Here is a 24,570-nt window from a genome sequence, read left to right as displayed (position 1 = left end):
ACCGGTAACGTAAACCGGGCGTCAAGCTTTCTCCTTAATTGTCCGAGAAATGACCGCCCGCCGCATGAAAATCCTTCCCCTCGCCCCTTTCGCGCTGCTCGCCGCCCTGACGGTTCTGGGCGGCTGCGTTGGGCTGGACAACTACCCGTCCAAGGGCGATGCCCGCCCGCATCCCGGCGTCGAGGCTGCCAGGCAATATCCCATCCAGGGCATCGACATCTCGCGCTGGCAGGGCGAGATCGACTGGGCCTCGGTCAAGGCCGCTGGCACCCGCTTCGTCTACATCAAGGCGACCGAGGGCGGTGACCATGTCGACCCGGCCTTCCAGAGGAACTGGGAAGGCGCCCGCCGCGCCGGCGTGCCGCGCGGCGCCTATCACTTCGTCTACTGGTGCCGCCCGGCCCATGAGCAGGCGGTCTGGTTCAAGCAACAGATCCCGAACGATCCCGACGCGCTGCCGCCGGTGCTCGATCTCGAATGGAACGGTCACTCCAAGACCTGCCCGAAGAAGGTCGAGCGTTCGCTGGCGCTGGAGAAGATCCGGCTGATGCTGACCGAACTCGAACAGCTCACCGGCAAGAAGCCGGTGATCTACACCGACATCACCTTCCACAAGGACATTCTGGAAGGCGAGTTCAACGACTACCCCTACTGGATCCGCTCGACCGCAGCGAAGCCCGAGGTCCGCTACAACAACCGGCCCTGGGCCTTCTGGCAGTTCACCACCACCGGCCGCGTCCCCGGCATCAAGGGCGATGTCGACCGCAACGCCTTCTACGGCAATGAGGGCGAGTTCACCGGCTGGCGCGAGGGGCGCTTCGACATCGGCACACGCACCTGGACGCGCGAGCGCCGCGTGCCGCCGCAGCCAAGCCCCGGCCCGGAGCATACGCCGGTGGCGACCATGCCGGGCGCCAGCAGGACGGTGGCCACAGCTGCCTTCCAGCCAGCACCTCTGGGTGAGGTCGTTGAGGACGAGCCGGCAGCGGACTAACTCCGTTTCGAGACCGCGTAGAAAGCCCGCTAGCCCGACCGCATCCCGGCGGCCTTACAGGCAGCTATACTAGCTAGGTCGCCCGGCCCGCTTGAGGATGTAACGAAGCGATCAGATCGCAGTGAATCTGGAGGCTTTCCGTCTCATTGCGATGGATATGAAAGCCACATTCCCTCAGCGTGTTTTTCACGATGGCTACGAAGGGCTGATATTGCCTGACGGCATTTTCTTGCCAGGCCCTCGGAGTGAAAACGCCCAGGCGGAGGAATCTCAGCCTTCGGCCGTTGATTCTGATCGAAACATCGACATGCGTTCCATCGACGTCGTGACCGTTCGCGCCAAAAATCTCGGGAATCTCGGCCCGGCGCTTGAAGTACATCGCGCGAAAAAGACCCACGCCCAGTCCACGGAATAGCTTTCTGAGATGGCCGAGCTTTGCGTGGGGCGCCTCATACCCTCGCGTGAGGATCAGCCGGATTTGCGCTGGAAGCCTGGCTTGAACGTCCAGCAACTGCCTGAAAGCGCGCTCATCAACATTCACCTGCGATGACGGCCAGCGAGGGCTGATCTCTATGCCTCGCTCCTCCCCTCGATACAGCGTAAGCATGGTGTGTTCGAAAGGGGCTTCGGCAATCTGTTTCATCAGAATCGTTTCACCAACGCCCGCGACAGCCCGAGCCCGGCAAAGTAGATCGCCGCCACCGTCAGCACCACCTTGGTCGCAACTCCCGGCGCCATCCCCTGCCAGAGCGCCGCCGCCGCAGCGATCGCCCATACCCCCAGCATCGCCATCGTCAGCCCGCGCCAGCGCCGCACGCGCACCGGGTGCACGAACACGACCGGCAGGAACATCAGCACGGTGGCGATCAGGATGACCACCAGCGCCAGCCAGGCCGGCGGCGTAAAGGCGACGATATAGAACACGACGATGTTCCAGACCGCCGGGAAGCCGCGGAACCACCAGTCGTCCGTCTTCATGCCGGTATCGGCGAAATAGAGTGCGCTCGCCAGCGTCACGATGAGGCCGGCGATGATCCCATAGGGCTGCGCCATCACCTCCGGCCGCAGCAGCATCGCGGCCGGCACGAAGACATAGGTGACGAAGTCGACGACGAGGTCGAGCTGCGCCCCGTCATAGCGCTTCGCCCGCTCTTTCACCGCAAAGCGTCGCGCCAGCGGCCCATCAACCGCATCGACGACCAGCGCCACGCCAAGCCAGGCGAAAGCCTGCGCCAGGTCGCCCATGAAAACCGCCTGCAGCGCCAGCAAACCGAGCGCGGCACCGAGCGCCGTCAGCACATGGACACCATAGGCCAGGGCCCGGCTACCCTTGTCTTTCCCCTCACCCTCCGGGTTCTCCATCGCCAGCCTCCCGCCGGTTAACCAAGCCTGAAGCCGGCCACTCGAATGCTAACCACCTCTTAACTCGGCCGCCGCCTATCCTTTTCTCGCGAACGGGAGAGAAGCATGGCGCGGCGCGCTGAGACCAGTCCAGAAGCGCGGCCGGCCACAGCTTTGCCGTTGCGGGTGCTTGCCGCGGCCGTTCTCGGCCTGCTTTGGGCGGAGCCTGCGCTGGCGCTCTATCCGAAGAAGGGCGATGCCTCCCCGCACGCCGGTGTGCGTGATGCGCGCCAGCGCTCGATCCAGGGCATCGACATCTCGCGCTGGCAGGGCGAGATCGACTGGGCCAAGGTCAAGGACGCCGGCACCCGCTTCGCCTTCATCAAGGCGACCGAGGGCGGCGACCATCTCGACCCGAGCTTCCGGCGCAACTGGGCTGAAGCGAAGGCGGCCGGCGTGCCGCGCGGCGCCTATCATTTCGTCTACTGGTGCCGGCCGGCCAAGGATCAGGTGCGCTGGTTCAAGCGCCATATCCCGCGCGACCCGGACGCCCTGCCCCCGGTTCTCGACGTCGAGTGGAACGGCGAGTCCGAAAAGTGCGGCAAGAAGATTCCGCGCGAGAAGGCGCTCGCCAAGATCCGCGAGATGCTCAGGGGCCTGCAGGAGCACACCGGCAAGAAGCCGATCATCTACACCGACATCACCTTCCACGAGGACGTGCTCGAAGGCGAGTTCAACGATCACCCCTACTGGCTGCGCTCGACTGCCGCCCCGCTCAAGCACCGCTATGAGCGCAAGCAGTGGGAGTTCTGGCAGTTCACCACTACCGGCCGCGTGCCCGGCATCACCGGCGACGTCGACCGCAACGCCTTCTTCGGCACGGAACGCGAATTCGCCGCCTGGCGCGAGGGCCGGTTCGACATTGGCGCCCGTAAATGGCGCGGTGACGAGCCCAAGGTCGCGACGACGCCAAAGCCACCGGCCACCCCCGCAGGGCTGAGGACGCCGAAGGCCGCTGGCAACACGCCGCTGAAATTCGCACCGCCCGGCAAGATTCCGAAATCGGCGCAGGCACGCGACGTCGCCACGACAGGCTCACTCGCCCGCGACTAAGGGCGAGCGTCGCAAAACCGTCATTTGACGGGTGCTGATGCAGGCGATTGCCACATCAAACGGATACGAAGCGTCGATGCTGCGGGATCTCCAGTCGCAGACAGGTATCGTCTGGGCCTATCGCTTCGATGCGAACGGCGCGCCCGCACTCATGCCGCGCGACGAGGTGCCGACGCTTGCGCCGGAAGCAGGTTTCGTCTGGCTACATCTCGACCTCGTCCACACCAGGGCCCAGGCCTGGATCGACGAGCGCAAGGAACTGCCATCGGCGGCGCGCGAGCTCCTGCTCTCGCGCGAGACGCATCAGCGGCTCGACCACACCGCCAGCCTGGTCTGGGGCATCGCCCATGATCTGACCCGCGACATCGTCGACCGTACCGACTCGATCGGGACGCTCGCCTGGGCGGTGGGAGAACGCTTCCTGCTGACCGGGCGACGCGAGGCGCTGCAATCGGTCCGCAAGGCGGTCGAGGCCCTCAATGCCGGCGAGCAGATCGCCTCCCCGGCCGAGCTCTTCGAGCACATCATCGAATACCTGATCGACGACGTGACCGATGCGGTCGTCAGGCTCTCCGACGAGATCGACAGCATCGAGGACCAGATCCTGCTCGACAGGCTGGAGGACGGCCCGCAGCGCGTCGGCGCCGTCCGCCGCTCCGCCGTGCAACTGCACCGCCAGTTGGCCGGCCTGCACCTGCTGTTCCGGCGCTTCGCCGAGACGCCCTCGGGGCGCTCGGCCCCGGAAACGGTACGGGCGAGCGCGCTCCGGCTGCTGCTGCGGGTCGACACGCTGCGCCAGGACATCCAGTCCGTGCAGGACCGGGCCCGCCTGCTCCAGGACGAGATCGCGGTGCGCTCCGCCAACCAGACCAACCGGCAGCTCTACACGCTCTCGATCCTGACCGCGCTGTTCCTGCCCGCGACCTTCATCACCGGCCTGTTCGGCATCAATGTGAAGGGCCTGCCCTGGGTGGAGTGGGACTTTGGCGCCGGGCTGGTCGCCGTGGCCTGCCTCGCCGCCTCGATGCTGACCCTGTTCCTGCTGCGCCGGCGCGGTGTGATCGGGCGGTAGGGCACGCTACGGGCTGGTCAAACTTGCGCCAGCAAAACCTCGGTCAGAGCCTCGGGATTCAGCCTGGCTACATTGTGCCCGCAATCGAAGGCGAAGGTCGACCATTCCGGATCGCCTCTCAAGCGTTCATGGAGGTCAAGGAACGGGCTTCCTTCCCATCCGAATGCGCCGATGAAGGTCTTGCGCGGCACCTCGCGCCAGCGTCCGCTGAGATTGATCGCTTGGAGAAAGGTCCCGATCGGCTGCGGGCGGCATCGCGGGTCGAGATGGGCAGGTGGCGCGCAATTCAGCCCGTCGGCCTTCGCGCCCTCGATGAAGACATCCCGGAAACGAGGCGTCGTCAGCGACCAGAGAGAGTCACCGGTCTCAGGCACATAGGCATCGACATAGACCAGCGCCCCGATTTGCGGCGGCACGGCGTCAGCCACGCCACTCGCAACCATCCCGCCATAGGATTGGCCGACAATGACCACGTCGTCGCGAAGCGGTCTCACGACCTCGACGACCTCCTTGATGTGAGTTTCGAGATTGGCCGTAGGGGCAGGATCGTCACCGAGTCCGGACAACGTGATCGATAAGGCTGTGTGTCCATGTGCGGCGAGCAGATCCGCCACCTTCTGGTAGACCCAACCGCCCTGCCAACCTCCGGGTATCAGGATAAAGGTAGCCATCTCGAGCATCCCTGGTTTGGACGCCTGCGAAGCTCCGGCACCTTTCCGCCAACATCAAGACCACGGCGCCAATCGGCCGGGCCGAATGTCCGCAATGGGCGGGAAGCCGACATTCCACTGCCCCGGCCTGTGTTCCGAACCAAAGTCCGCGCTTGGCACGACGCGAACCGTTCGGCCGACATCCTGGCACAGCCTACAGGATCGGCTGCGTGGCGCCTGCCCCGAGCGACCTTTGCACCATGACGCTGTCTGACCATTTGCCGTAGCGATAGGCGACGCCCGGCAGCAAGCCGACCCGGGCGAAGCCGAAGCGCTCGTGCAAGGCCAGCGAGGCGGTGTTCTCAGCGTCGATATAGCCGATCATCTGGCGAAAGCCGGCCGCCGCGCAGGCATCGATCAGCGCCTGCATCAGCAGCCGCCCGATGCCGTGCCCGAGATGCTCATGATGGACATAGATCGAGTGCTTGACCGTGAAGCGGTAGGCTGGTCGCTTGCGGAACAGCACGACATAGGCGTAACCGACGACCTCGCCGCCGCGGGTCGCGACCAGATGCGGCAGCTTGCGGCTGCGCAGGTTCTTGCGCCGGTCCTTGAGGTCGTCCGGCTGCGGCGTGCCGGTGTCCTCGACGCCGGCCTCGATGCCGCGGCGGATATGCCGGCGATAGATCGCCAGCATGGGCTCGACATCGTCGTCGCGCGAGGGGCGGATGATGATCGGTAGGTCGGTCTCCATGCGTCGTCGCGACCCTCAGCCCTGCGCCTGCTCGCTGACGACATAGGTGTGGAGCCGCACCCGTCCCTCGGTATCGAACTCGCGATAGACGCCCTGGATCTCGACCTCGAAGCCGGGGAAGGCGTTGAAGCTCGCCTCGAACATCTTGAGATAGTCGATCATCGGCTTGGCCCGCTCGGTCAATCGCTCGCCGGGAACGATGGTGGCGATGCCCGGCGGATAGACGACGAAGGGCGTCGTCGCGATCCGCCCGACGATGGCGTCGATTGGCAGGTAGTCGACATCGTTGCGCGTCAGGCAGCGCGCCGCATTATGCGGCGACATCGCCATCTCTGGCAGATGCTCGGGCGCGAACTGCCGGTTCTGTAGCCCGCTGACATCATGGTCGCGAAAGAAGCGATGCATCTCACCACACAGGTCGCGCAGCCGCGCCCCGCCATAGCGGCCCGGCCGGCGGCGGTAGAATTCGGGGATCGCCTCTTCCAGCAAGGCGTTGTCGTCGTGCAGCCTCTTGAATGCGACGAGCCCACTGATCAGCGTGCCAGCCTTGCTGGCCTCAACGCCCGGCGTCAGCAGGAAGAGCAACGAATTGAGGTCGTTTTTCTCGGCGACGATCCGGTTCTCGCGCAGGAACTGCGCCACGACCGGGGCGGGGATGCCGTGCTCGGCGTAAGCGCCGGTTTCGCGGTCGAAGCCGGGCGTGAGCAAGGTCAGCTTGTTGGGGTCCGTCATGGCGAAGCCCGGCTCCATCCGCGTGAAGCCGTGCCAGTTCGCGTCGGGCGCGAGCTGCCAATAGGCCGGGTTGCTGGCGAGCTGGTCCGTCGCGACCATCTCCCAGGCGATGTCATGGACAGCGCCCTCGCGCGCGGCGTCGGCGATGCTGACCCGATCCGGCACGAAGGGCTCGAAGAACCAGCGTCGCTCCGGTCGGATCTCCTTCTCCTCGAATTCGCGGCGCACGGCCCGGATCTTCTTGCGCAGCTCGATGCCGAGCCGGATCGTATCGTCCCAGAGCACCTCGCCGGAGCGGCCCTTCATCATCTGCGCGCCGACGTCGAGTGAGGCGAACAGCGGATAGAACGGCGAGGTCGAGGCGTACTGCATGAAGCTCTCGTTGAAGCGCCGGTGCTCGACCCGGCGCTTCTGGCCCTTGATGTGCCGATCCTTGATGTGGATCTGCGAGGCCTGGCTGAAGCTCGCGAGCTGCTTGTGGGTCGATTGCGTCGCGATGATGCCGGGTGAGTCCGGCCCTAGGCCCGTCAGCCCCATGGCGAAGCGCCCGGCATAGAGCGGGTGGAACTTCATGAAGCCGGCCCAGGCCTCGTCGAAGAGGATGTACTCGCAGAGATGGCCGATCTTATCGAGGATCATCTGGGCTGAGTGGATCGTGCCGTCATAGGTGCACTGCTCGACCACGGCGACGCGGAACGGGCGCGGCTTCTTCCAGGCCTCGGGATCCTTGACCAGCGGATTGGTGCGGATGCGCTCGCGCAATGCCTCCTCGTCGAAGCTCTCCCAGCGCATCGGGCCGATCAGGCCCCGGCATTGCGCGCGGTCGGGATGTAGACCGGGATGCCGCCGGCGATCAGCAGCGCGCCGTGATGGGCGGCCTTGTGGTTGTTGCGGTCGAACAGGACGAGGTCGCCATCGGTGACCAGGGCTGCCAGCGCGACCTTGTTCGAGGTCGAGGTGCCGTTCAGGACGAAATAGGTCTTCTCCGCCCCGAAGATCTGGGCTGCTTCCTTCTGCGCCTTCAGGGCCGGGCCCTCATGGGTCAGGAGGTCGCCGAGATCGAGCACGGAATTGTCGAGATCGTCGCGGAAGACCGCCTCGCCGAGATGCTCCATGAAGACACGGCCGATCGGGCTGCGGCTATAGAACACGCCGCCATTATGGCCGGGGCAGGTCCAGAGATGATTGCCTTCCTCGGCATAGTCGACGAGCGCGCCGAAGAACGGCGTCTTCAGCGTCTCGGCATATTGCTTCAGCCGGCTGATCAGGCTCTTGGCGATGAAGGGCGGCGTCTCCTCCGAGAGGAAGATGTAGCCGTCGATGAAGTCGAGCACCTCGACCGGCACGTCCTCGAAGCGCTTGCGGCGGATCAGCAGGATGATCGGGAAGTCGAGGCCGCGCCGACGCATCAGGTTGATCAACGCAGCCGTCTTGCCTTCCAGTCCCTTCTTGCCCCAGTCGACGACCATGCAGCCGATGGCGGCATCGGTCTGGACCGCGATTTCGGCATCCTCGAGCTTGCGCGCCTTGACGACCTCGAAGCCGGAACGCTCGATCTCTTCGATGATCTGGTTGAAGCGGATTCCTTCGAGATCCTCGGCATCGAAGTTCGGCGTCGCGAACAGGAAGGTGAAGCGCCTGAAATAGTCCATGCCGGCTCCGCTGGGCGTGAACCAGCAGCATTGGGCGATTTATGCGACAGTTCGGCGACCATGGAGCCGGCTAGGTTCGGGCAGCGCCATCGCTCCATCCGCTATGGGTCGCAACCGGACACTCCGCTGAGCGCCAACCCAGCGTAACACACCGAGCAGACACGGCCTCCCCTCCCTTCGCGAGAGCCTGCGCATCGGCGCAGAACCGTCTGCCGCCTCCCGCCCGCTGACTTAGGCTCCAACCGCGCTATAACCGGGCAAAGGCCTCATCCGAGCCGGGAGGACATCATGCTCGCCAATGCGCCCCGCCCCTTCAATTTCGACCTCGGCGAGACGGCCGACGCGATCCGCGATACCGTCCATGCCTTCGCGCAGGAGAAGATCGCCCCGCGCGCCGAGGAGATCGACAAGAGCAACCAGTTCCCGCGCGATCTCTGGCCGCAGATGGGCGCGCTCGGCCTGCACGGCATCACCGTCCCCGAGGAATATGGCGGCGCCGGCCTCGGCTATCTCGAGCATTGCGTCGCGATCGAGGAAGTCAGCCGCGCCTCGGCCTCGGTCGGCCTCAGCTACGGCGCCCACTCCAATCTCTGCGTCAACCAGATCGCCCGCAACGGCAACGAGGCGCAGAAGCAGAAGTACCTGCCCAAGCTGATCTCGGGCGAGCATGTCGGCGCGCTCGCCATGTCCGAGCCGGGCTCGGGCTCCGACGTCGTCTCGATGAAGACCAAGGCGGTCAAGAAGGGCGACCGCTATGTCCTGACCGGCAACAAGATGTGGATCACCAACGGCCCGATCGCCGAGACGCTGGTGGTCTACGCCAAGACCGATCCGGAGGCCGGCCCGAAGGGCATCAGCGCCTTCCTGATCGAGAAGGGCATGAAGGGTTTCTCGACCCATCAGAAGCTCGACAAGCTCGGCATGCGCGGCTCCGACACTTGCGAACTCGTCTTCGAGGAGTGCGAGGTTCCGGAGGAGAACGTGCTGGGCTCGGTCGGCCGCGGCGTCAACGTGCTGATGAGCGGGCTCGACTATGAGCGCGTCGTGCTCTCGGCCGGCCCGCTCGGCATCATGCAGGCGGCGATGGACATCGTCCTGCCCTATATCCACGAGCGCAAGCAGTTCGGGCAGTCGATCGGCGAGTTCCAGCTCGTCCAGGGCAAGGTCGCCGACATGTATGTCGCGATGAACTCCTGCAAGGCCTATGTCTACGCCGTCGCCAAGGCCTGCGACCGCGCCGAGACCACCCGCGAGGATGCCGCCGGCGCCATCCTGATCGCCGCCGAGAAGGCGACGCAGCTCGCCCTCGACGCGATCCAGCTGCTCGGCGGCAACGGCTACATCAACGATTATCCGACCGGCCGCCTGCTCCGCGACGCCAAGCTCTACGAGATCGGCGCCGGGACGAGCGAGATCCGGCGGATGCTGATCGGCCGGGAGCTGTTCAACAAGACGAAGTGACGGAGAACCGCGACCCTTTCTTCCTTCTCCCGGATGGGAGAAGGTGGCGCGGAGCGTCGGATGAGGGCCTGCCCTCTCAGTACAAGGCGCAACGGCCCCGCATCGCCCTAGCAATCAGCGGCGGTCCCTCACCCCTACCCCTCTCCCTGATGAGCGGACAGGATAATGCCTCTCTACTTCGCCTATGGCCTGAACATGGACGTCGCTGCGATGCGCGAGCGTTGCCCGCGCTCGAAGGCGCTCGGGCTCGCCCGTTTGCCGCGCCATCGCTTTATCGTCACCACCGACGGCTACGCCTCGGTGGTCCGCGATCCGCGCGAGAGCGTCCATGGCGTGCTCTGGGACTGCGCGCTCGGCGACATCCGCACGCTCGACAAGTTCGAGGAGCTCGCCAGCGGCCTCTACGTCAAGATCAGCCAGCCGGTCATCGTCGAGGGCGGCGCCAAGCGGGCGCTGATCTATGTCGGACGCAGCGGCGACGTCGGCCGGCCGCGCCCCGGCTATCTTGAAAGCATCATCACCAGCGCCAGAAGCTGGGGCCTGCCAGAGACTTACCTCGCTGCAATGAATCGCTTTCTGAGCAAGCCGATGCAGGAGGGCAAGCCGTCGACCCGGGAGCTGAACGAGCCGCTGCCCGCCGGTCCGGTCGCCGGCGTGCGTCCACGGGCAGCCGCGCCGACAACGCCCATCTCGCGCGACAGGAGCGAACGATGAAGCCGCATGGCCTCACTCTCCGAGCCTATGGCCTTGCCGCGATGATGCTCTGCGCCGCCATGCCGCCGGCACAGGCCCAGGCGCCGAAGCTGACCACGGAGGATGTCGTGCGCCTGCTGCGGATCGCGGTCATGGCGGAATGGGTCAGCGGCCAGTGCGGGGAGCGCTACGCCGCGGAGCTGAGCCCGATGCTGCTCTTGACCACCGGCAGCATGCTGCGGACCGCCGATGCGGGAGATGTCGAACGGTTTCGCGCCGCCATGCAGCAAAATGCCCAAACCTTCGCGACGAAGGACGCAGCCTGCCGCAGTGCCACCGACTATCTGAAATCGGTGCAGTAGCGCGCGGGCTCACGCCTCCCGGCCGCGGCCAGCGCGCAACGATCCGGCATGCGGCAGCTCCAGCCGCGACAACATCTCCAAGATCAACCCAGACCGCGTAGCGTTGAGCCAGATGCATGCCGCGCATGCATCTCCTCGCAAACGAAATCTGCTGCGGCGAAAAGCCTGCAACCGCTCACAGGGTCGTAGCGCCTCGCAAAATCCGAGGCCTCGATATCGCAAACCACTTCGTGGAGGCGCCTATGAGCGGAATCATCGGCTGGATCACCGGCAAGATCAAATGGCTGCTGCTGATCGCAGCGATCGGCGGGCCTGTCCTCGCCTTCTTCAGCTGGCAGGATGGCGAACGCGTCAGGAAGATCGCCGCCGAAGGCATCGAGGCGCAGGCCTCCGTCGAGGGCGCGACCCGCACCAAGCGGCGCCGCGGCGGCACCAGCTACTCGATCGACCTCGCCTGGAAGGACAGGAACGGCCAAGACCGCACGGCCGAGAAGATTTCGGTCTCGACCGAGTTCGCCAGCCGCATCATCACCAACGACAAGCTGACGGTCTCGACCCTGCCGATCAAGTACCTGCCGGATGAGCCGGGCAAGGACTCGGTGGTCATCCAGGGCGATGCCGCCAAGCAGGCCGATCTCGACCATGAGATGATCTATGTCGGCTCCGGCGCCGGGGTGGTCGGTGTGCTCGGCTCCGCCTTGTTCTTCTGGCTCGGCCGTCGCCGCCCGGAACAAGAAGAGCAGACCGCTTGAACACGAGGAGTATCTGGCTTTGTGCCGCGCCCCCTGGGGTGGCGGCGCATGCCATTATTCGCGATCAGCGACGACCCGTCTTTGCAGGAGCGAGGCCGCGATGAAGCCTATCCTGGCCGCGATCATCATGACGTTCCTGGCCGTATCGATGGCTGAAGCCGTTCCGGTCCAATCGCCGGAAACGCCAACCGCTCCCCTCACCTGCGGCGGTGACGAGCCTTATTGGAGCCTGAGGCTCGGGGCGGACGGCCAAGCCCGCTTCTCGGATGGCGATGGCGAGACATCGACCTCCCGCTTCACCATGCAGCAGAGCCGGAACACGACGTTGATCGCCGGCGCCATCTTCGGGTCGAAAGCCGACATCAGCGCCGTCATTGGCCACGAGACCTGCTCGGTAACGGCCAGCGACGAGGACAAGCCCATGTCGATCTCGGTCTGGTACAAGGGCGGCCTGCTGTCCGGCTGCTGCCAGCCCGGTTGACCGCCCTGCCCCTCAGCTAGTCGCCTTCATCATCGCCAGCACGGCCTGGGACAGCTCGGTCTTCGCGTCGTTGAGGTCCTCCGGAACCACGAAGTGATTGGCCCCTGGCAGCACGATCCGTCGCGCCAGGCGCCCCATCCCGGCGAGCGCCATCGCGAACTCGTTGGATTGCCGCTGGAATTCGGGGCTCTCCTTGTCGCCGAAGGCGACGATGACGTTGCAGGCGATCCGGTCGAGATGGCGCATCGGGCTGAGCGCTGCGAGTTCGTCTTTCGCGATGCTGACATAGGAGCTGCGGGCCGAGAGCATCACCGGATGGAGCTCGTACATGCCGCTCATCGCGACGCCGCCCTTGATCAGGTCTTTCGGACCGCCCAGCGCCGACCAATCGCTGGTCAGCATGACGCCGCAGAGGTGCCCGCCGGAGGAATGGCCCGAGACGAAGATGCGCTGCGGGTCGCCGCCGAAGCGCGCGATGTTCTTGTGAAGCCAGATCAGCGCCCGCTGGCACTGCGCCACCATGTCGGGCAGGCGCACCGCCGGAATGTTGGCGAAGTTCAGCGCGACATAGAGACAACCGTTCTCGACGAAGGTCGGCGCTGGCGCCGAGGCGTCCTCGCGGCCGAGCGCCCGCCAGGCACCGCCATGAATGAACACCATCACCGGCAGACCCTTGGCGCCGGCCGGCGCGAAGACATCGAGCGTCTCGGCCTCGCTCTGACCGTAGCGTTCCGTCTTCGGCGGATATTTCTGTCGAACCGCGGCGCTGTCGCTGGCGTAGCGGACGATCACCTCTTGCGCATTCGGCGCCCAGACACGCTGGTCATAGGCCCTGTCGAGCGCATCCTGCGTGTAGTCGAGGAAAATGGCCGATTGCGCCCGCGCCGCCAGCGGCGCAGCCATCGCGGCAGCCAATGCGATACCGAAACTACGACGATCCATGAAGCCCCCTCTGTCGGCTGCGATGCTAGGCTCCCATCGCTCGGCAGCGGAATGCAGGGTTTCGCGATAAATCCATAAGAATAAGCAGGGGTATCGCGTGCAGGCTATCAGGCAGCTGAACCGGGGCCGCGGGCCAATCCCCCGCGATCGCGGCTAGCAAAAGCGCCTTGCCGCCCTGGCTGGGGCGGCAAGGCTTTGTCGTCTCAGACAGCCAGCCCCTTGGCGAGCTCGCTGACCTGCTTCTCGAACAGCGCCCGGTAGATGCCGCCGTCATGGGTCAGCAGCGTCTCATGCCGGCCTTCTTCCACGACCTCGCCGCGGTCGAAGACCAGGATGCGGTCCATGGCGCGCACCGTCGAGAGCCGGTGCGCGATGACGATGGTGGTGCGGCCTTCCATCAGCCGCTCCATCGCCTCCTGGATCAGCGCCTCCGATTCCGAATCGAGGCTGGAGGTCGCCTCGTCCAGGATCAGGATCGGCGCGTCAGCCAGGAAGGCGCGTGCCAGCGCCACCCTCTGCCGCTCGCCACCCGAAAGCTTGACGCCGCGCTCGCCGACGAGCGTGCCGTAGGCCTTGGGCAGGCGCATGATGAAATCATGCGCGTTGGCGAGCTTCGCTGCCTGCTCGATCTGCGCCATGCTGGCGCCGGGCCGGCCATAGGCGATGTTCTCCGCCAGCGAGCGGTGGAACAGCACCGGCTCCTGCTGCACGATCGCGATCTGCGCACGCAGGGACGTCTGCGTCGCCGAGGCGATGTCGCGCCCGTCGATGGCGATGCGCCCGGCGGTGACGTCGTAGAGCCGCTGCACCAGCTTGACGAAGGTCGTCTTGCCGGAACCGGAGCGCCCGACCAGGCCGACCTTCTCGCCGGCTTTGATCGTCAGCGAGAAGTCGCGATAGAGCGGCTCGATATGGCCTCCATAGTGGAAGGTCACCCGCTCGAAGGCGATCTCGCCGGCGGTCACGTCCATCGCCGTCGAGCCGGGACGATCCGGCACGCCGAAGGGCAGCGCGTGCATCGCCACCATCTCCTCCATGTCGTTCACCGAACGCTGGAGATTGTGGACGTGCTGGCCGACATCGCGCAGATAGCCATGCACGACGGCATAGCTGGTCAGCACGAAGGCGACGTCGCCGGGCGAAGCCTGGCCATTGGCCCAGAGCCAGATCACCAGGCCGATCACTGAGGCGCGTAAGCCAAGCAGCACGATCTGCTGCGCGGTCCCCGACCAGGTTCCGCGCACCCAGGTGCGCCGCGTCCGCCCGGCCCACTTTGCCAGGACGCCGGTCAGGCGCTGGTCCTCGCGCGCCTCGGCGCCGAAGGCCTTGACCACCGGGTTGCACGAGATCGAGTCGGCCAGCGCGCCGCCCAGCCTGGTGTCCCAGCTGTTGGCGAGCGTCGCCGCCGGCGCGACGAAGCGCAGCGACAGCACCATCGTCACGGCGCAGTAGATCACTGCGCCGGCAAAGACGACCGCGCCCATCGCCGGCCAGTGCCAGGCCAGCAGCATGGTCGTGCCGAGCAGCACGATCAGCGACGGCAGCAGCGCGATCACGATCGTGTCGGTGAGCAGGTCGAGCGCCCACATGCCACGCGTGATCTTGCGCACTGTCGAGCCGGCAAAGTTGTTGGCGTGCCAGTCGGTCGAGAAGCGCTGCAGGCGCGCGAACGCCTCCTGCGCCACGTCGCCCATGGTGCGCAACGTCATCGCGGTGATGCCGATGAAGGACAGGTGCCGGAAGAACACCGTGCCCGCGCCGAGCGCGATCATCATGGCGAGCGCCACAAGCGCGGCCTCGAGTCCGCTCGCCTTGTCGCCGGCGACCGCATCGACCAGCCGCCCGGCATAGAGCGGCATGAACAGGTCGGCTGCGGTCGCCGCCATCACGGTGAGGACCACGCCGGCGACACGCCAGCGCTGGCGGCCCCAATGCGAAAAAGTGAAGCCGAGAACGGCCCGGAACGGCTCTTGCCGTTCCTTCTTGGGAGAAAGAGACATGAAAGCATCCGGCCCCGACGAGACCGGCTCCAAATTCAGGCGAAACGCGACAAGGGCCGTCGCTTCAGAAAACGCGATTGGAAATTTTGGCTCGGGCTGCCGAAGAGGCGGGCCTCGTGCGGAACCGACCTAGTGGTGGCGGGTCCGCATGGCGGGAGCGACGATGGTATTGAAACGCATTCAGCCCTCCCTTTCCTGAGTTGGAGCCAAGGTGAACAACATGCCGCATGCCCGCTTATTGTGCAAGCCGCGTTCAATGCATGGGGCGGTTGCAGCCAAAACTGATCGGGCTTCGCATTGCCGTCACGATGTTTGGCGACGCGCGCATGGGATTCGCGTGCCATTCTGTCCTTCTCCGCTCGAAGGAGAAGGTGGCAACGCGAAGGCTGACGGATGACGGCAGGATTGCTCCAAGCAGCCAGCCGGACGCTCACCTTGTGGCTTCGCCTAGACGGAAAGCAGCGGAAGCTGAGCCCAGCCAGGTGTGAACGTTCCTGTCCCAGCACCAACCCAGGCGCGGTCGCCCCTTGCTGAACCAGATCGATGGTATTCGCTGATCGCCTGCTTTCCGCGAGCCGGCCATTTGAATGCAGTTGTAGTGCTTTTTGTCCGTCAGCAATTCCGGATGTTGTGTCGTGAGAGCGACCCCCTCCTCCATCGTCAAAGGCGTTCTGCCGCGCCGCTCGATGATGGCCAGGGACTCCTCCGGGCTGACATTCAGGAGATCACGCCCGGTATCGATGTCGAGCAGGAGATAGAACTCACCGCGGGGAAGGTGAATTCGGTCGATGACGTGAAAGGCGTCAGGTGACAGGGGCGTCATCTCTACGACGCCAGTTGCCGATTTCGCCTCGATCCGCGCCATCGCAGCTTCGAGGTTCACCAAGCCGGGGCGAAAGGCGACGCACAGAGGAACGTTGCCCGAGATCGGAATCTCTCCGGCAGAATCGAGCAAGGAAGCGAGCCCTTCCATTCTCGAGATGAAATTCCCTTCCGTCGCGCCACATAGCTCGTGAAATCCCTTATCCAGGAGCTTCTTCGCCTGGTGCTCGAGAAGGGCGTTCAGTTGGCGGGGGTTCATATGGCCTACGATCCAGCGATGACAGTGTGCGGGCCCGGTCTCGGACTCCGCTTCCATCTAGGAGCTGGAGGAGAAGCTTTCACGTTGCCATTTTGTTCTAAGATTTGCAGATCACTGCCCGCAAGTCCGTAACGCACCCCGGCCTAAGTCGAACTGCCGTCATTCGGATGCTGTGCAGATACCTCTTCCCCACGCATGTCGGGCAGGCCCGAGATCGTTGGGGGGAAGACTCATTACCAGAACAACGCCAGCAGCCTCACCCCGATCACCAGCAGGAACGCCGCGATGACCGTGCCGAGCACGCGCTGGCGTTTCGCCCGGTCCGGGAATTGCCTGGCGATCAGGCGGCCGAGCGGCTTGCGAAACAGGAAGGCGATGACCGCCAGAACAATCAGGATATGGGACAAGCGCCGGTCTCAGCCCTGCTTCGGCTCGGGCGCATCGAAGGGCGCGCCGGCCTTTTTCCAGGCGCCGAAGCCGCCGGCGACATGCGCAACCGGCTTCAGCCCCATATCCTGCGCCGTCTTGGCGGCGAGCGCCGAGCGCCAGCCCCCGGCACAGAAGAAGACGAACTGCTTGTCCTCCTGGAAGATCGGCTTGGCATAGGGGCTTTCCGGATCGATCCAGAATTCCAGCATGCCACGCGGGCAATGGAAGGCGCCGGGCATGCGCCCTTCCCGCTCGAGCTCGCGCGGATCGCGCAGATCGACGAAGACGGTGTCGCCGCGCCCGACCAGGCCTTTCGCCTCCTCGACCGAGAGCGTCTTCACCGCCGCTTCCGCCTCCGCCAGCAGCGCCTTGTAGCCCTTGGTGATCGTCTGCGGCATGGCCGGCCCTTCCCTTAAGAGGCCGGCAAAGTGGCGGCTGCCGGGCCAAGCGTCAATCGATAGGCTTGCCGGCGCACGCTGGCCTCGCCAATCTGCCGCCAGGAGGGGCTCATGGCTGGATTCGGAACGCTCGACCTCATTGCGATTGCGTTCTTCGCCGCCGCCTGGATCGGCTATCTGCTGGCCGTCGAGACCGGCCCGCACGCCAGGCGCAGCCTGAACACGCTGATGAACCAGCGCCGCGAGCGCTGGATCATGGAGTCGGTCAAGCGCGAGAACCGCATCATCGACACGCAGGTGATGAACGGCCTGCAGAACGGCACCGCCTTCTTCGCCTCGACCTCGCTGATCGCCATCGGCGGCTCGCTGACGCTGCTGCAATCGGCCGATCGCGTCGTCCAGATCTTCGCCGACCTGCCCTTCGCCACGACGACGACCCGCGCCGCCTGGGAGATCAAGGTGATCGGGCTCGCGGTGATCTTCGCCTATGCCTTCTTCAAGTTCAGCTGGAGCTACCGGCTGTTCAACTACTGCGCCATCCTGATCGGCGCGATCCCGCCGCATACGGAAGCCGACAAGCCGGAGACGATCGCCGCGGCGCGCGAGGCGGTGGCGATGAACATCGTCGCCGGACTGCACTTCAACCGCGGCCAGCGCGCCTTCTTCTTCGCGCTGGCCTATCTCGGCTGGTTCATCTCGCCCTGGCTTTTCCTGGCCGCCACCGCAGCCGTGCTGACAGTGATGTGGCGCCGGCAGTTCGCCTCAGATTCGGCCGCCGCCGTCGGCGCGGGACGCCGTAGCGCTTGACGAACCCCGTCGCTGCGCTCAGCAAGCGGCATGACCACACCGACAGATGACGAGCTTGCCGAGACGATCCTGCGCCTCACCACCGAGCGCGGTGACCGGACGACCTCGCCGATGGACATCGCCCGCACCATCGGCGGCGACCACCCCGATGGCTGGGGGCCGCTGATGCAGCCGATCCGCCGGGTCGCGGTGCAACTCATGAAGGACGGCAGGCTGGTGATCACCCGCAAGGGCCGCCCGGTCGATCCCGACGATTTTCGCGGCGTGTATCGCCTGCGCCTGCCTGGACAGAACGAGACCAGCCAGGACTAGGCCGCCCGACAGCGAGAAGCTGGCTCGGGGCCGCGACGACGATCTGCGGACAGCGATGGCCTGCGCCCGTTTCATGCTGCCTGGAGTGATCGAGGAGATTGTCGGCGGCTGCGCTGCCAGCTCGCAAGGAGCGGCTTCAGCTACAAAAAAAGAGGCACGGGAACGCCCCGGCCTCTTGCCACTATCATCGTCTAACGCACCCCCGGGCTTGCGGCAAGCCCCCCTCCATGTCCTAGCAACACTGCCCTCGGCCTGAACCCTAGGCCAAAGGGAGTAGCAAAATGCGTGTCCTGTTATCGACTTACGGCTCGCGCGGCGATGTCGAGCCCATGGCGGCGCTGGCCGTGCAACTGCAGGCGCTCGGCGTCGAGGCGGTGGTATCCGCCCCGCCCGATGGGGAATTTGTCGAGCTGCTCGAACGGGCCTGCGTGCCGCTGGCGCCAGCCTTCACGCCGGTTCGCCAATGGATCGACTCGGCAAAGCGATCGCCTATCGATCTTCCCACATTCGCGGCCCGGATGGTCGCTGCGCAATATGAAGCGATCGGCGCGGCCGCCACGGGCTGCGATGCGATCGTCGCGACCGGCCTCATGCCGTCGGCGGGCGCGGCGCAATGCGTAGCGGAGATACAGGGGATTCCATATCTGCACGCGAGCTTCTGCCCGCTGTTCCTGCCGTCGGACCATCATCGGCCTTATCCCTATCCCGGCCATCCGCTCCCCCAGGAGGTGACCGACAATCGCGTCTTGTGGGATTTGAACATCGCGGTGATGAACGCCCTGTTCGGCGGGGCGATCAATGGCCAGCGCGCGGCAATCGGCTTGCCGGAGGTGGCGAATATCCGCGATCACCTCTTCACCGACCGGCCGTTGCTGGCGTCCGACCAGGTCCTGTGGCCCTGGCAACCGACGGAACTCTGCGACGCCGCCCAGACCGGCGCCTGGATCCTGCCGGACGCCCGCCCGCTTCCGGCAGAACTGGCGGCTTTCATCGCGGCCGGCATTCCACCGATCTATGTCGGCTTCGGCAGCATGGCCATGGATGCGGCGAGGGATGCCGCCCGGGTGGCGCTTGCGGTGGTTCGCGCGCAAGGACATCGCGCAGTGCTGTTGCGGGGCTGGGCCGAGCTGGCGCCGATCGACGATGGTGAGGATTGCTTCGTCGTCGGCGACGTCAACCAGCAGGCGCTGTTCCCGCGGATGGCAGCCGTCATGCACCATGGCGGCGCCGGCACGACGACAGCGGCGACACGAGCGGGCGCGCCGCAGGTGATCGTCCCGCAGATCGTCGACCAGCCCTTCTGGGCCGGCCGGGTGGCGAAGCTGGGCATTGGCGCAGCACATGACGGTCCGACGCCGACATTCGAATCGCTGTCCGCGGCGTTGGCTATAGCGCTGGCGCCCGAGACGAGAGCGGAAGCGGCCAGTGTGGCTCGCGCGACGCGTAGCGATGGAGCCGAGGTGGCCGCGAGACTGGTCCTCGACGCGATCGGCCGGGACAGGCCGCTGTCCTAGCGCCGCGTCGCCGCCTGCGCCGGCCCTGGAAACAGCGCGTCCGTATAGCCGGCAAGATAATAGGCGACGAGCCCGGCCCATTCCTTGAAGGCGTCGTCGGCGATGTCGAGCCCGCGCGCCGCCTTGCGATACGGCCGGACATAATCGGCCGGCGTGCCGGCCGAGAGGAAATCGACCGGAAAGGCCTCGACCTGGAAACCCGCTTTGCGGAACACGCCCATGGCGCGGGGCATGTGCCAGGCTGAGGTCACCAGCAGCCAGCGCTCGCCGGGCTTGGGATCGACCAGTCGGCGGGTGAATACTGCGTTCTCGACGGTGTTGCGCGACTTGTCCTCGAGGACGAGGCGGTTTTCCGGCAGGCCAAGCCCGAGGAACAGCAGGCGCGCCCCATCGGCCTCGGTCCGGACCACCGGCGAGAGCAGATTGGCGCCGCCGCCGGTAAAGACCAGCTTCGCCGCGGGATGGGCGCGGGCAAGCTCGACCGCCTTGGTCATTCGCGCCGCGGCGTTGTTGAGCACGATGTCCTCGCGCGCCACACCGATCGCGCCGCCGAGCACGATGATGCCGTCGACCTTGCCAGAGTTCACCGCCTGCTGCGGGAAGCGATCCTCCAGCGGCCTGACGACGATCCGCGGCAACGGACTGAAGGCGAGCAGGCCGAGCACGAACACGCAGATGAGCCCGAGCCAGCGCCCCGGCCCGGAGAAGCGCGTGAAGGCGAGCAGGCTCGCCAGCACCAGCCCGCCAATGGCGAGGTTCACCGGCGAAGCCAGGAACCAGAGGATCTTTGAGAGGGCGAAGAACATGATTTTCTTGAACAGACCCGCCTCCCCTTACGCGCAGAAAGCTGACAGGCCGTTAGGAAACGGCGCAGCGCGGGCTGGGTTCGATGCGGGATTGCGTTCACGTTGCGGTGAGTGTCGGACAGCCAACGCCGTCATTCTCGGGCGGAGCGCAGCGCAGACCCGAGAATCTTGTGACGAGAAGGCGCTGTCTGGAGTCCGGCCCGAGATGCTCGGGGCGAGCCCGAGCATGACGCGCGGAGCGACTACCTGATGATCTGCGGCGGCTGTGCTGGCGAGCGGCGCGTTTGGCGTGCCGCGAAGCGCTCGATCTCGAGCGCGCGCTCGGCAACCTCGCGCAATTCGCAGCCGGCCTGCAGCCCGGCCGAGCGCGCCGGCGGCTGGGCGGCGCCATAGAAGGCGCATTTCTGGACGGCGTAGCTTTGCCAGGCGAGCTGCAGCGCCGCGAACTGGCTGCGCGCGCCGGCCTCGAGCGAACGCTCCAGCGCCGTTCCCGCCAAAGTCAGCCGCTCGCGCCAGACCGCCTCCTCGCGCCTTGCGCAGCTGATCTCGGCCTGGGCGCGATCATTCGCCGAAGCGGCACTGACGCAGGGCACCGCGACAAGGCCGATGCAGGCCGGGCTCGCGGCCATGCCCTGCCGGACGCAATTCGCCACCTGCATCCGGTCGGCGGATTGCACCGGATTGGTCGGCACCTGCGCGAGCGCGGCCCCACAGCCGAGCTGCGCTAGAACGACGGGAATGGCGAGAAAACCGCGCATGGCGGGGATCATGACGGCCAAATCGGCCGGGTCAAGCGCAGCCCGCTTTCCTCACGAGATCGGCAACGGCATGGCGGGACCGGCCGCCGGCCGCGCCGCGACCTGCGCGTACCAGCGCCGGATATTGGGCCAGTCCTTCTGCTGCACCGGCATATGCAGCCAGCGATGGGCACCGAGCGCCACCGTGATGTCGGCCATGCCGAAGCGCTCATTGGCGAGATAGGCTCGCCCGGCCAGATGCGCCTCGAGGATGTCGAGTTTGGCCTCGGCATTGGCGATAGAAGCGTCGATCGCCGCTGGTTCAGTGTACCCCGGCGTCTTGCGGATCAGCCCCCAGAAGGCCGGCGTCATCGCCGGCTGCAACGAGGTGTTCATCCAGTCCATCCAGCGATCAGCCTCGGCGCGCTTGGCCGGCTCATCCTCCCAGATCCAGCCGGCGCCGTAGCGGGCGGCGAGATAACGCACGATGCTGTTCGACTCCCAGATGACGATCTCGCCATCCTCCAGCGTCGGAATCTGCCCGTTTGGGTTCTTGGCGAGATAGGCCGGCTCGCGATTGCCGCCAAATTTGCCGCCGATGTCGATGCGCTCGAAAGGCTGGCCGACCTCGCCGGCGGCCCAGACCGCCTTTTGGACATTGATGGAGCTGATCCGCCCCCAGATCGTCAGCATGTCAGGCACCTTCCCGTGAGAGGGCGCCGACAATCAGCCTGCGGGCGAGTGAAGGCAAGCGCCTGCGACGCAAGTGCCCCCGTCGATGCGAGGAGACGCCAGCCGACGAAGCGGTCAGGCGAATTCCATGATGACAGCGTCGACGGCAAGGGAGTCGCCTTCCTTCGCCAGGATCTTGGCGATGGTGACGTCCTTCTCGGCCCGCAGCACGTTCTCCATCTTCATCGCCTCGACCATGCACAAAGGCTCGCCCGCCTTGACCTCCTGGCCAACGACGACAGAGATCGCTTTGACCAGCCCGGGCATCGGGCAGAGCAGGAATTTTCCGGTATCGGCGGCAACCTTCTCCGGCATCAGCGCCGCTAGCTCCGCCTCGCGCGGCGTGTAGACATGGGCGTTGGCATAGGCGCCGGCATGGCCGAGCGCGACGCCGTTCAGGATCGGCCGGACCTGCGCCGCAATGGCAACGCCGTCGAGCGTGCCGCGCCAGACCGGCTCGCCCGGCCGCCAATCGCTCGCGACGGTCAGCTCACGGTCGGCGAATGCAATCGTCACCGCCCCACCTTGCTCCGTGACGTCACCCTCGAAGCGCTCGCCGCCGAGCGAGACGATGCGAGTGCGCTCGAACTCGACCTTGCGCCAGCCCTCCATCTGCGCCGAGACATGGCGCTTGCGGGCGTTGAGCCGGTGGTCGCAGGCGATCGCGATCGCTGCCATGCGCAAGGCGATCTCGCCTTCCGGCTGCGGCAGCGAGAAGCCTTCCGGGAATTCCTCGGCGATGAAGCCGGTCGAGAGATTGCCCGAGATCCAGCGCGGATGCTGCATCACCGCCGCGACGAAGGGGATGTTGTGGCGGATGCCGTCGATGGCGAAGGCATCGAGCGCCCGCGCCTGCGCCTTGATCGCCGCCTCGCGCGTCGGCGCATGCGTCACCAGCTTGGCGATCATCGGATCGTAGTAGATCGAGATCTCGCCGCCCTCGAACACGCCGGTGTCGTTGCGCACGGTGGCGTCGCCGTCCGGCCCCTCGCTCGGCGGGCGATAGGTGACGAGCCGGCCAGTCGAAGGCAGGAAGTTGCGGGTCGGATCCTCGGCATAGACGCGGGACTCCACCGCCCAGCCGTTGAGCTTCACGTCGGCCTGGCTGATGCCCAGCTTCTCGCCATAGGCGACGCGGATCATCTGCTCGACGAGGTCGATGCCGGTGATCATCTCGGTCACCGGATGCTCGACCTGAAGGCGGGTGTTCATCTCGAGGAAGTAGAATGACTTGTCCTGGCCGGCGACGAACTCGACGGTGCCGGCACTGTCGTAGTTCACGGCCTTGGCCAGCGCGACCGCCTGCTCGCCCATCTTGCGGCGGGTCGCCTCGTCGAGCAGCGGCGACGGCGCTTCCTCGAACACCTTCTGGTTGCGGCGCTGGATCGAGCATTCGCGCTCGCCGAGATAGATGACGTTGCCGTGCTTGTCGCCCAGCACCTGAATCTCGATATGGCGCGGGTCGACGATGAATTTCTCGACGAAGACGCGGTCGTCGCCGAAGGACGACGCCGCCTCCGATTTCGCCCGGGCGAAGCCCTCGGCAACCTCGCCGGCCGAATGGGCGATGCGCATGCCCTTGCCGCCGCCGCCGGCCGAAGCCTTGATCATCACGGGGTAGCCGATCTCGTCGGCGATGGTAACGGCGTGGGCCGGGTCCTCGATCACGCCGAGATGACCCGGAACGGTCGAGACTTTCGCGGCAGCCGCCGCCTTCTTCGATTCGATCTTGTCGCCCATCGCGGCGATCGCGCCGGGATTGGGGCCGATGAAGACGATGCCGTTCTCCTTCAGCGCCTTGGCGAAGGCCTCGCGCTCGGAGAGAAAACCATATCCGGGATGGACGGCCTCGGCGCCCGTCTGCTTGCAGGCGGCGATGATCTTGTCGATGACGAGATAGGATTCGGCGGCGGGCGCCGCGCCGATATGCACGGCCTCGTCGGCCATCTCGACATGCAGCGCGTCGCGATCGGCATCGGAATAGACCGCCACTGTCTTGATGCCCATGCGCTGGGCCGTCTTGATGACGCGGCAGGCGATCTCGCCACGGTTCGCGATCAGAATCTTCGAGAACATGCGTGGCTTCCCCCAGACCCGGTGCCTTCACTGTGCAGTGCGGGATTTACGGGAGGCAAGCGCATCCGTCCACTGATGCGAAAGTTTTGTAACGTGCGCAAACGCCCGGCGGCGGCCGGGCGCGGGCGCTCCGTTCTGTGTGGCGATCAGCTCGCCAGCAGCACGCGCTGGGCGGTCGGCGCGACCGCGATCCGGGCGTCGGCCTTGCGCAGGGCGAAGCTGACCAGCGCCTCGTCGCAGGTCTCGGCTTCGCGCACGACCTCGAAGGCGATCTTCTGCGCCAGCGGCGTCGGGCCCTGCCCCGCCGACAGCGTGGTCACCAGCCAGTGTGCCTTGTCGCGATCGATCTTGCCGGTCGGGCGGCTTTCCCAGACGGAGAAGTCGACGCAGAACGCCAGCAGCACATCGGCGAAGAGCGGCGATTTGTCGGCGACGGCACGGTCAAGCGCCACCAGCACATCGATGATGTCGCGAGTCAGCACGACCTCGTGCAAGATTTCGCGCTGAAGAACTCGGACGTCTTCATCGTCGATCGCGTGCTTGTCCATCACGCGATCGACGAATTCACGAAGTTCATGGCCGATCATTGTTCAACCCCTGTCCGACGTTGTTTTGTGTCGGTTTGTCCCTGTCGTATGAAGACGATGCGCCGGGCCAGTCAGCAGGTGGTTAACACGCA

Annotated in this window: 25 protein-coding genes and 1 pseudogene; 11 read left to right on the top strand and 15 right to left on the bottom strand. The window is 65.8% G+C overall.

The window, feature by feature from the left end; translation table 11 throughout:
- The first annotated feature begins 64 nt into the window (after positions 1-64).
- Positions 65-994, top strand: a complete 930-nt coding sequence (locus tag BLM15_RS04075) for a glycoside hydrolase family 25 protein (RefSeq protein WP_236846532.1) — start codon at positions 65-67, stop codon at positions 992-994.
- Between the two features lie 73 nt (positions 995-1,067).
- On the opposite strand, the gene BLM15_RS04070 is transcribed toward BLM15_RS04075, so the two are convergent.
- Both BLM15_RS04070 and BLM15_RS04065 read right to left on the bottom strand, forming a co-directional pair.
- A complete protein-coding gene (locus BLM15_RS04070) occupies positions 1,068-1,637 on the bottom strand; it encodes a hypothetical protein (RefSeq protein ID WP_206438602.1) in 570 nt (189 codons plus the stop codon).
- The gene (locus BLM15_RS04065; protein ID WP_126110602.1) at positions 1,637-2,356 is read right to left on the bottom strand and encodes a CDP-alcohol phosphatidyltransferase family protein; all 720 of its coding nucleotides are present in this window, start codon (positions 2,354-2,356) and stop codon (positions 1,637-1,639) included. The genes BLM15_RS04070 and BLM15_RS04065 overlap by 1 nt, the downstream gene beginning before the upstream one ends.
- A 105-nt stretch (positions 2,357-2,461) precedes the next feature.
- Between BLM15_RS04065 and BLM15_RS04060 the strand changes: the two genes are divergently transcribed.
- Together BLM15_RS04060 and BLM15_RS04055 are read left to right on the top strand one after the other, a co-directional pair.
- Positions 2,462-3,448, top strand: a complete 987-nt coding sequence (locus BLM15_RS04060; protein WP_126110600.1) for a glycoside hydrolase family 25 protein — start codon at positions 2,462-2,464, stop codon at positions 3,446-3,448.
- A gap of 76 nt (positions 3,449-3,524) precedes the next feature.
- Complete coding sequence (locus BLM15_RS04055) at positions 3,525-4,520, top strand: CorA family divalent cation transporter (RefSeq protein WP_164547396.1); 996 nt, start codon at positions 3,525-3,527, stop codon at positions 4,518-4,520.
- A gap of 17 nt (positions 4,521-4,537) precedes the next feature.
- On the opposite strand, the gene BLM15_RS04050 is transcribed toward BLM15_RS04055, so the two are convergent.
- The 3 genes and pseudogenes from BLM15_RS04050 to BLM15_RS04040 all read right to left on the bottom strand — a co-directional run.
- Entirely contained in the window at positions 4,538-5,191 is a 654-nt protein-coding gene (locus BLM15_RS04050) for an alpha/beta hydrolase (RefSeq protein WP_126110596.1), read from the bottom strand.
- A gap of 193 nt (positions 5,192-5,384) precedes the next feature.
- Positions 5,385-5,924, bottom strand: coding sequence for a GNAT family N-acetyltransferase (locus tag BLM15_RS04045; RefSeq protein ID WP_126110594.1), 540 nt, complete (start codon positions 5,922-5,924; stop codon positions 5,385-5,387).
- A 15-nt stretch (positions 5,925-5,939) separates the two neighbouring features.
- Positions 5,940-8,339, bottom strand: a pseudogene (locus BLM15_RS04040) (Orn/Lys/Arg family decarboxylase); the annotation flags it as partial.
- Between the two features lie 257 nt (positions 8,340-8,596).
- Between BLM15_RS04040 and BLM15_RS04035 the strand changes: the two are divergent.
- The 5 genes from BLM15_RS04035 to BLM15_RS04015 all read left to right on the top strand — a co-directional run bounded on the left by BLM15_RS04035 (position 8,597) and on the right by BLM15_RS04015 (position 12,057).
- Positions 8,597-9,769: an isovaleryl-CoA dehydrogenase gene (locus tag BLM15_RS04035; RefSeq protein ID WP_126110592.1), complete on the top strand. Its 1,173-nt coding sequence runs from the start codon at positions 8,597-8,599 to the stop codon at positions 9,767-9,769.
- Positions 9,770-9,934: 165 nt separating this feature from the next.
- Positions 9,935-10,483 (top strand): gamma-glutamylcyclotransferase family protein, encoded by a 549-nt coding sequence (locus BLM15_RS04030; protein WP_126110590.1) that lies wholly within the window; start codon positions 9,935-9,937, stop codon positions 10,481-10,483.
- The gene (locus BLM15_RS04025; protein WP_126110588.1) at positions 10,480-10,824 is read left to right on the top strand and encodes a hypothetical protein; all 345 of its coding nucleotides are present in this window, start codon (positions 10,480-10,482) and stop codon (positions 10,822-10,824) included. Before BLM15_RS04030 ends, BLM15_RS04025 begins: the two co-directional genes overlap by 4 nt.
- Before the next feature lie 242 nt (positions 10,825-11,066).
- Positions 11,067-11,576 (top strand): DUF3592 domain-containing protein, encoded by a 510-nt coding sequence (locus BLM15_RS04020; RefSeq protein ID WP_126110586.1) that lies wholly within the window; start codon positions 11,067-11,069, stop codon positions 11,574-11,576.
- Positions 11,577-11,676: 100 nt separating this feature from the next.
- Positions 11,677-12,057, top strand: a complete 381-nt coding sequence (locus BLM15_RS04015) for a hypothetical protein (protein WP_126110584.1) — start codon at positions 11,677-11,679, stop codon at positions 12,055-12,057.
- A 12-nt stretch (positions 12,058-12,069) separates the two neighbouring features.
- On the opposite strand, the gene BLM15_RS04010 is transcribed toward BLM15_RS04015, so the two are convergent.
- The 5 genes from BLM15_RS04010 to BLM15_RS03995 form a co-directional block, all read right to left on the bottom strand.
- Positions 12,070-12,999 (bottom strand): alpha/beta hydrolase, encoded by a 930-nt coding sequence (locus BLM15_RS04010; RefSeq protein WP_126110582.1) that lies wholly within the window; start codon positions 12,997-12,999, stop codon positions 12,070-12,072.
- A gap of 203 nt (positions 13,000-13,202) precedes the next feature.
- Positions 13,203-14,999: an ABC transporter ATP-binding protein gene (locus BLM15_RS04005; protein ID WP_126110580.1), complete on the bottom strand. Its 1,797-nt coding sequence runs from the start codon at positions 14,997-14,999 to the stop codon at positions 13,203-13,205.
- Positions 15,000-15,429: 430 nt separating this feature from the next.
- On the bottom strand, positions 15,430-16,080 hold the full coding sequence (locus BLM15_RS04000) for a DUF5701 family protein (protein WP_126110578.1): 651 nt from the start codon (positions 16,078-16,080) through the stop codon (positions 15,430-15,432).
- Positions 16,081-16,313: 233 nt separating this feature from the next.
- On the bottom strand, positions 16,314-16,487 hold the full coding sequence (locus tag BLM15_RS31255) for a hypothetical protein (RefSeq protein WP_164547395.1): 174 nt from the start codon (positions 16,485-16,487) through the stop codon (positions 16,314-16,316).
- A gap of 9 nt (positions 16,488-16,496) precedes the next feature.
- Positions 16,497-16,907: a rhodanese-like domain-containing protein gene (locus BLM15_RS03995; RefSeq protein ID WP_126110576.1), complete on the bottom strand. Its 411-nt coding sequence runs from the start codon at positions 16,905-16,907 to the stop codon at positions 16,497-16,499.
- Between the two features lie 111 nt (positions 16,908-17,018).
- Here BLM15_RS03995 and BLM15_RS03990 point away from each other — a divergent pair, with 111 nt between their 5' ends.
- The 3 genes from BLM15_RS03990 to BLM15_RS03980 all read left to right on the top strand — a co-directional run bounded on the left by BLM15_RS03990 (position 17,019) and on the right by BLM15_RS03980 (position 19,540).
- On the top strand, positions 17,019-17,714 hold the full coding sequence (locus BLM15_RS03990) for a DUF599 domain-containing protein (RefSeq protein ID WP_126110574.1): 696 nt from the start codon (positions 17,019-17,021) through the stop codon (positions 17,712-17,714).
- A 30-nt stretch (positions 17,715-17,744) separates the two neighbouring features.
- Positions 17,745-18,026 carry a DUF3253 domain-containing protein gene (locus BLM15_RS03985; RefSeq protein ID WP_126110572.1) on the top strand — a complete coding sequence of 94 codons (282 nt, stop codon included), beginning with the start codon at positions 17,745-17,747 and terminating at the stop codon, positions 18,024-18,026.
- Between the two features lie 329 nt (positions 18,027-18,355).
- Positions 18,356-19,540 (top strand): nucleotide disphospho-sugar-binding domain-containing protein, encoded by a 1,185-nt coding sequence (locus BLM15_RS03980; protein ID WP_236846529.1) that lies wholly within the window; start codon positions 18,356-18,358, stop codon positions 19,538-19,540.
- On the opposite strand, the gene BLM15_RS03975 is transcribed toward BLM15_RS03980, so the two are convergent.
- The 5 genes from BLM15_RS03975 to BLM15_RS03955 all read right to left on the bottom strand — a co-directional run bounded on the left by BLM15_RS03975 (position 19,537) and on the right by BLM15_RS03955 (position 24,478).
- On the bottom strand, positions 19,537-20,346 hold the full coding sequence (locus BLM15_RS03975; protein WP_126110568.1) for a YdcF family protein: 810 nt from the start codon (positions 20,344-20,346) through the stop codon (positions 19,537-19,539). The genes BLM15_RS03980 and BLM15_RS03975 overlap by 4 nt on opposite strands.
- 242 nt (positions 20,347-20,588) lie before the next feature.
- The gene (locus tag BLM15_RS03970; protein WP_164547394.1) at positions 20,589-21,104 is read right to left on the bottom strand and encodes a lysozyme inhibitor LprI family protein; all 516 of its coding nucleotides are present in this window, start codon (positions 21,102-21,104) and stop codon (positions 20,589-20,591) included.
- Between the two features lie 51 nt (positions 21,105-21,155).
- The gene (locus BLM15_RS03965) at positions 21,156-21,776 is read right to left on the bottom strand and encodes a glutathione S-transferase family protein (protein WP_126110564.1); all 621 of its coding nucleotides are present in this window, start codon (positions 21,774-21,776) and stop codon (positions 21,156-21,158) included.
- 114 nt (positions 21,777-21,890) lie between these two features.
- A complete protein-coding gene (locus tag BLM15_RS03960) occupies positions 21,891-23,891 on the bottom strand; it encodes an acetyl-CoA carboxylase biotin carboxylase subunit (RefSeq protein ID WP_126110562.1) in 2,001 nt (666 codons plus the stop codon).
- 146 nt (positions 23,892-24,037) lie between these two features.
- Positions 24,038-24,478: a hypothetical protein gene (locus BLM15_RS03955; protein WP_126110560.1), complete on the bottom strand. Its 441-nt coding sequence runs from the start codon at positions 24,476-24,478 to the stop codon at positions 24,038-24,040.
- Positions 24,479-24,570 lie beyond the last annotated feature (92 nt).

Source organism: Bosea sp. Tri-49 (assembly GCF_003952665.1).
Taxonomy (GTDB): domain Bacteria; phylum Pseudomonadota; class Alphaproteobacteria; order Rhizobiales; family Beijerinckiaceae; genus Allobosea.
The sequence above is the reverse complement of the archived record's forward strand: the minus strand, read 5'-3'. Positions and strand labels throughout refer to the sequence as shown.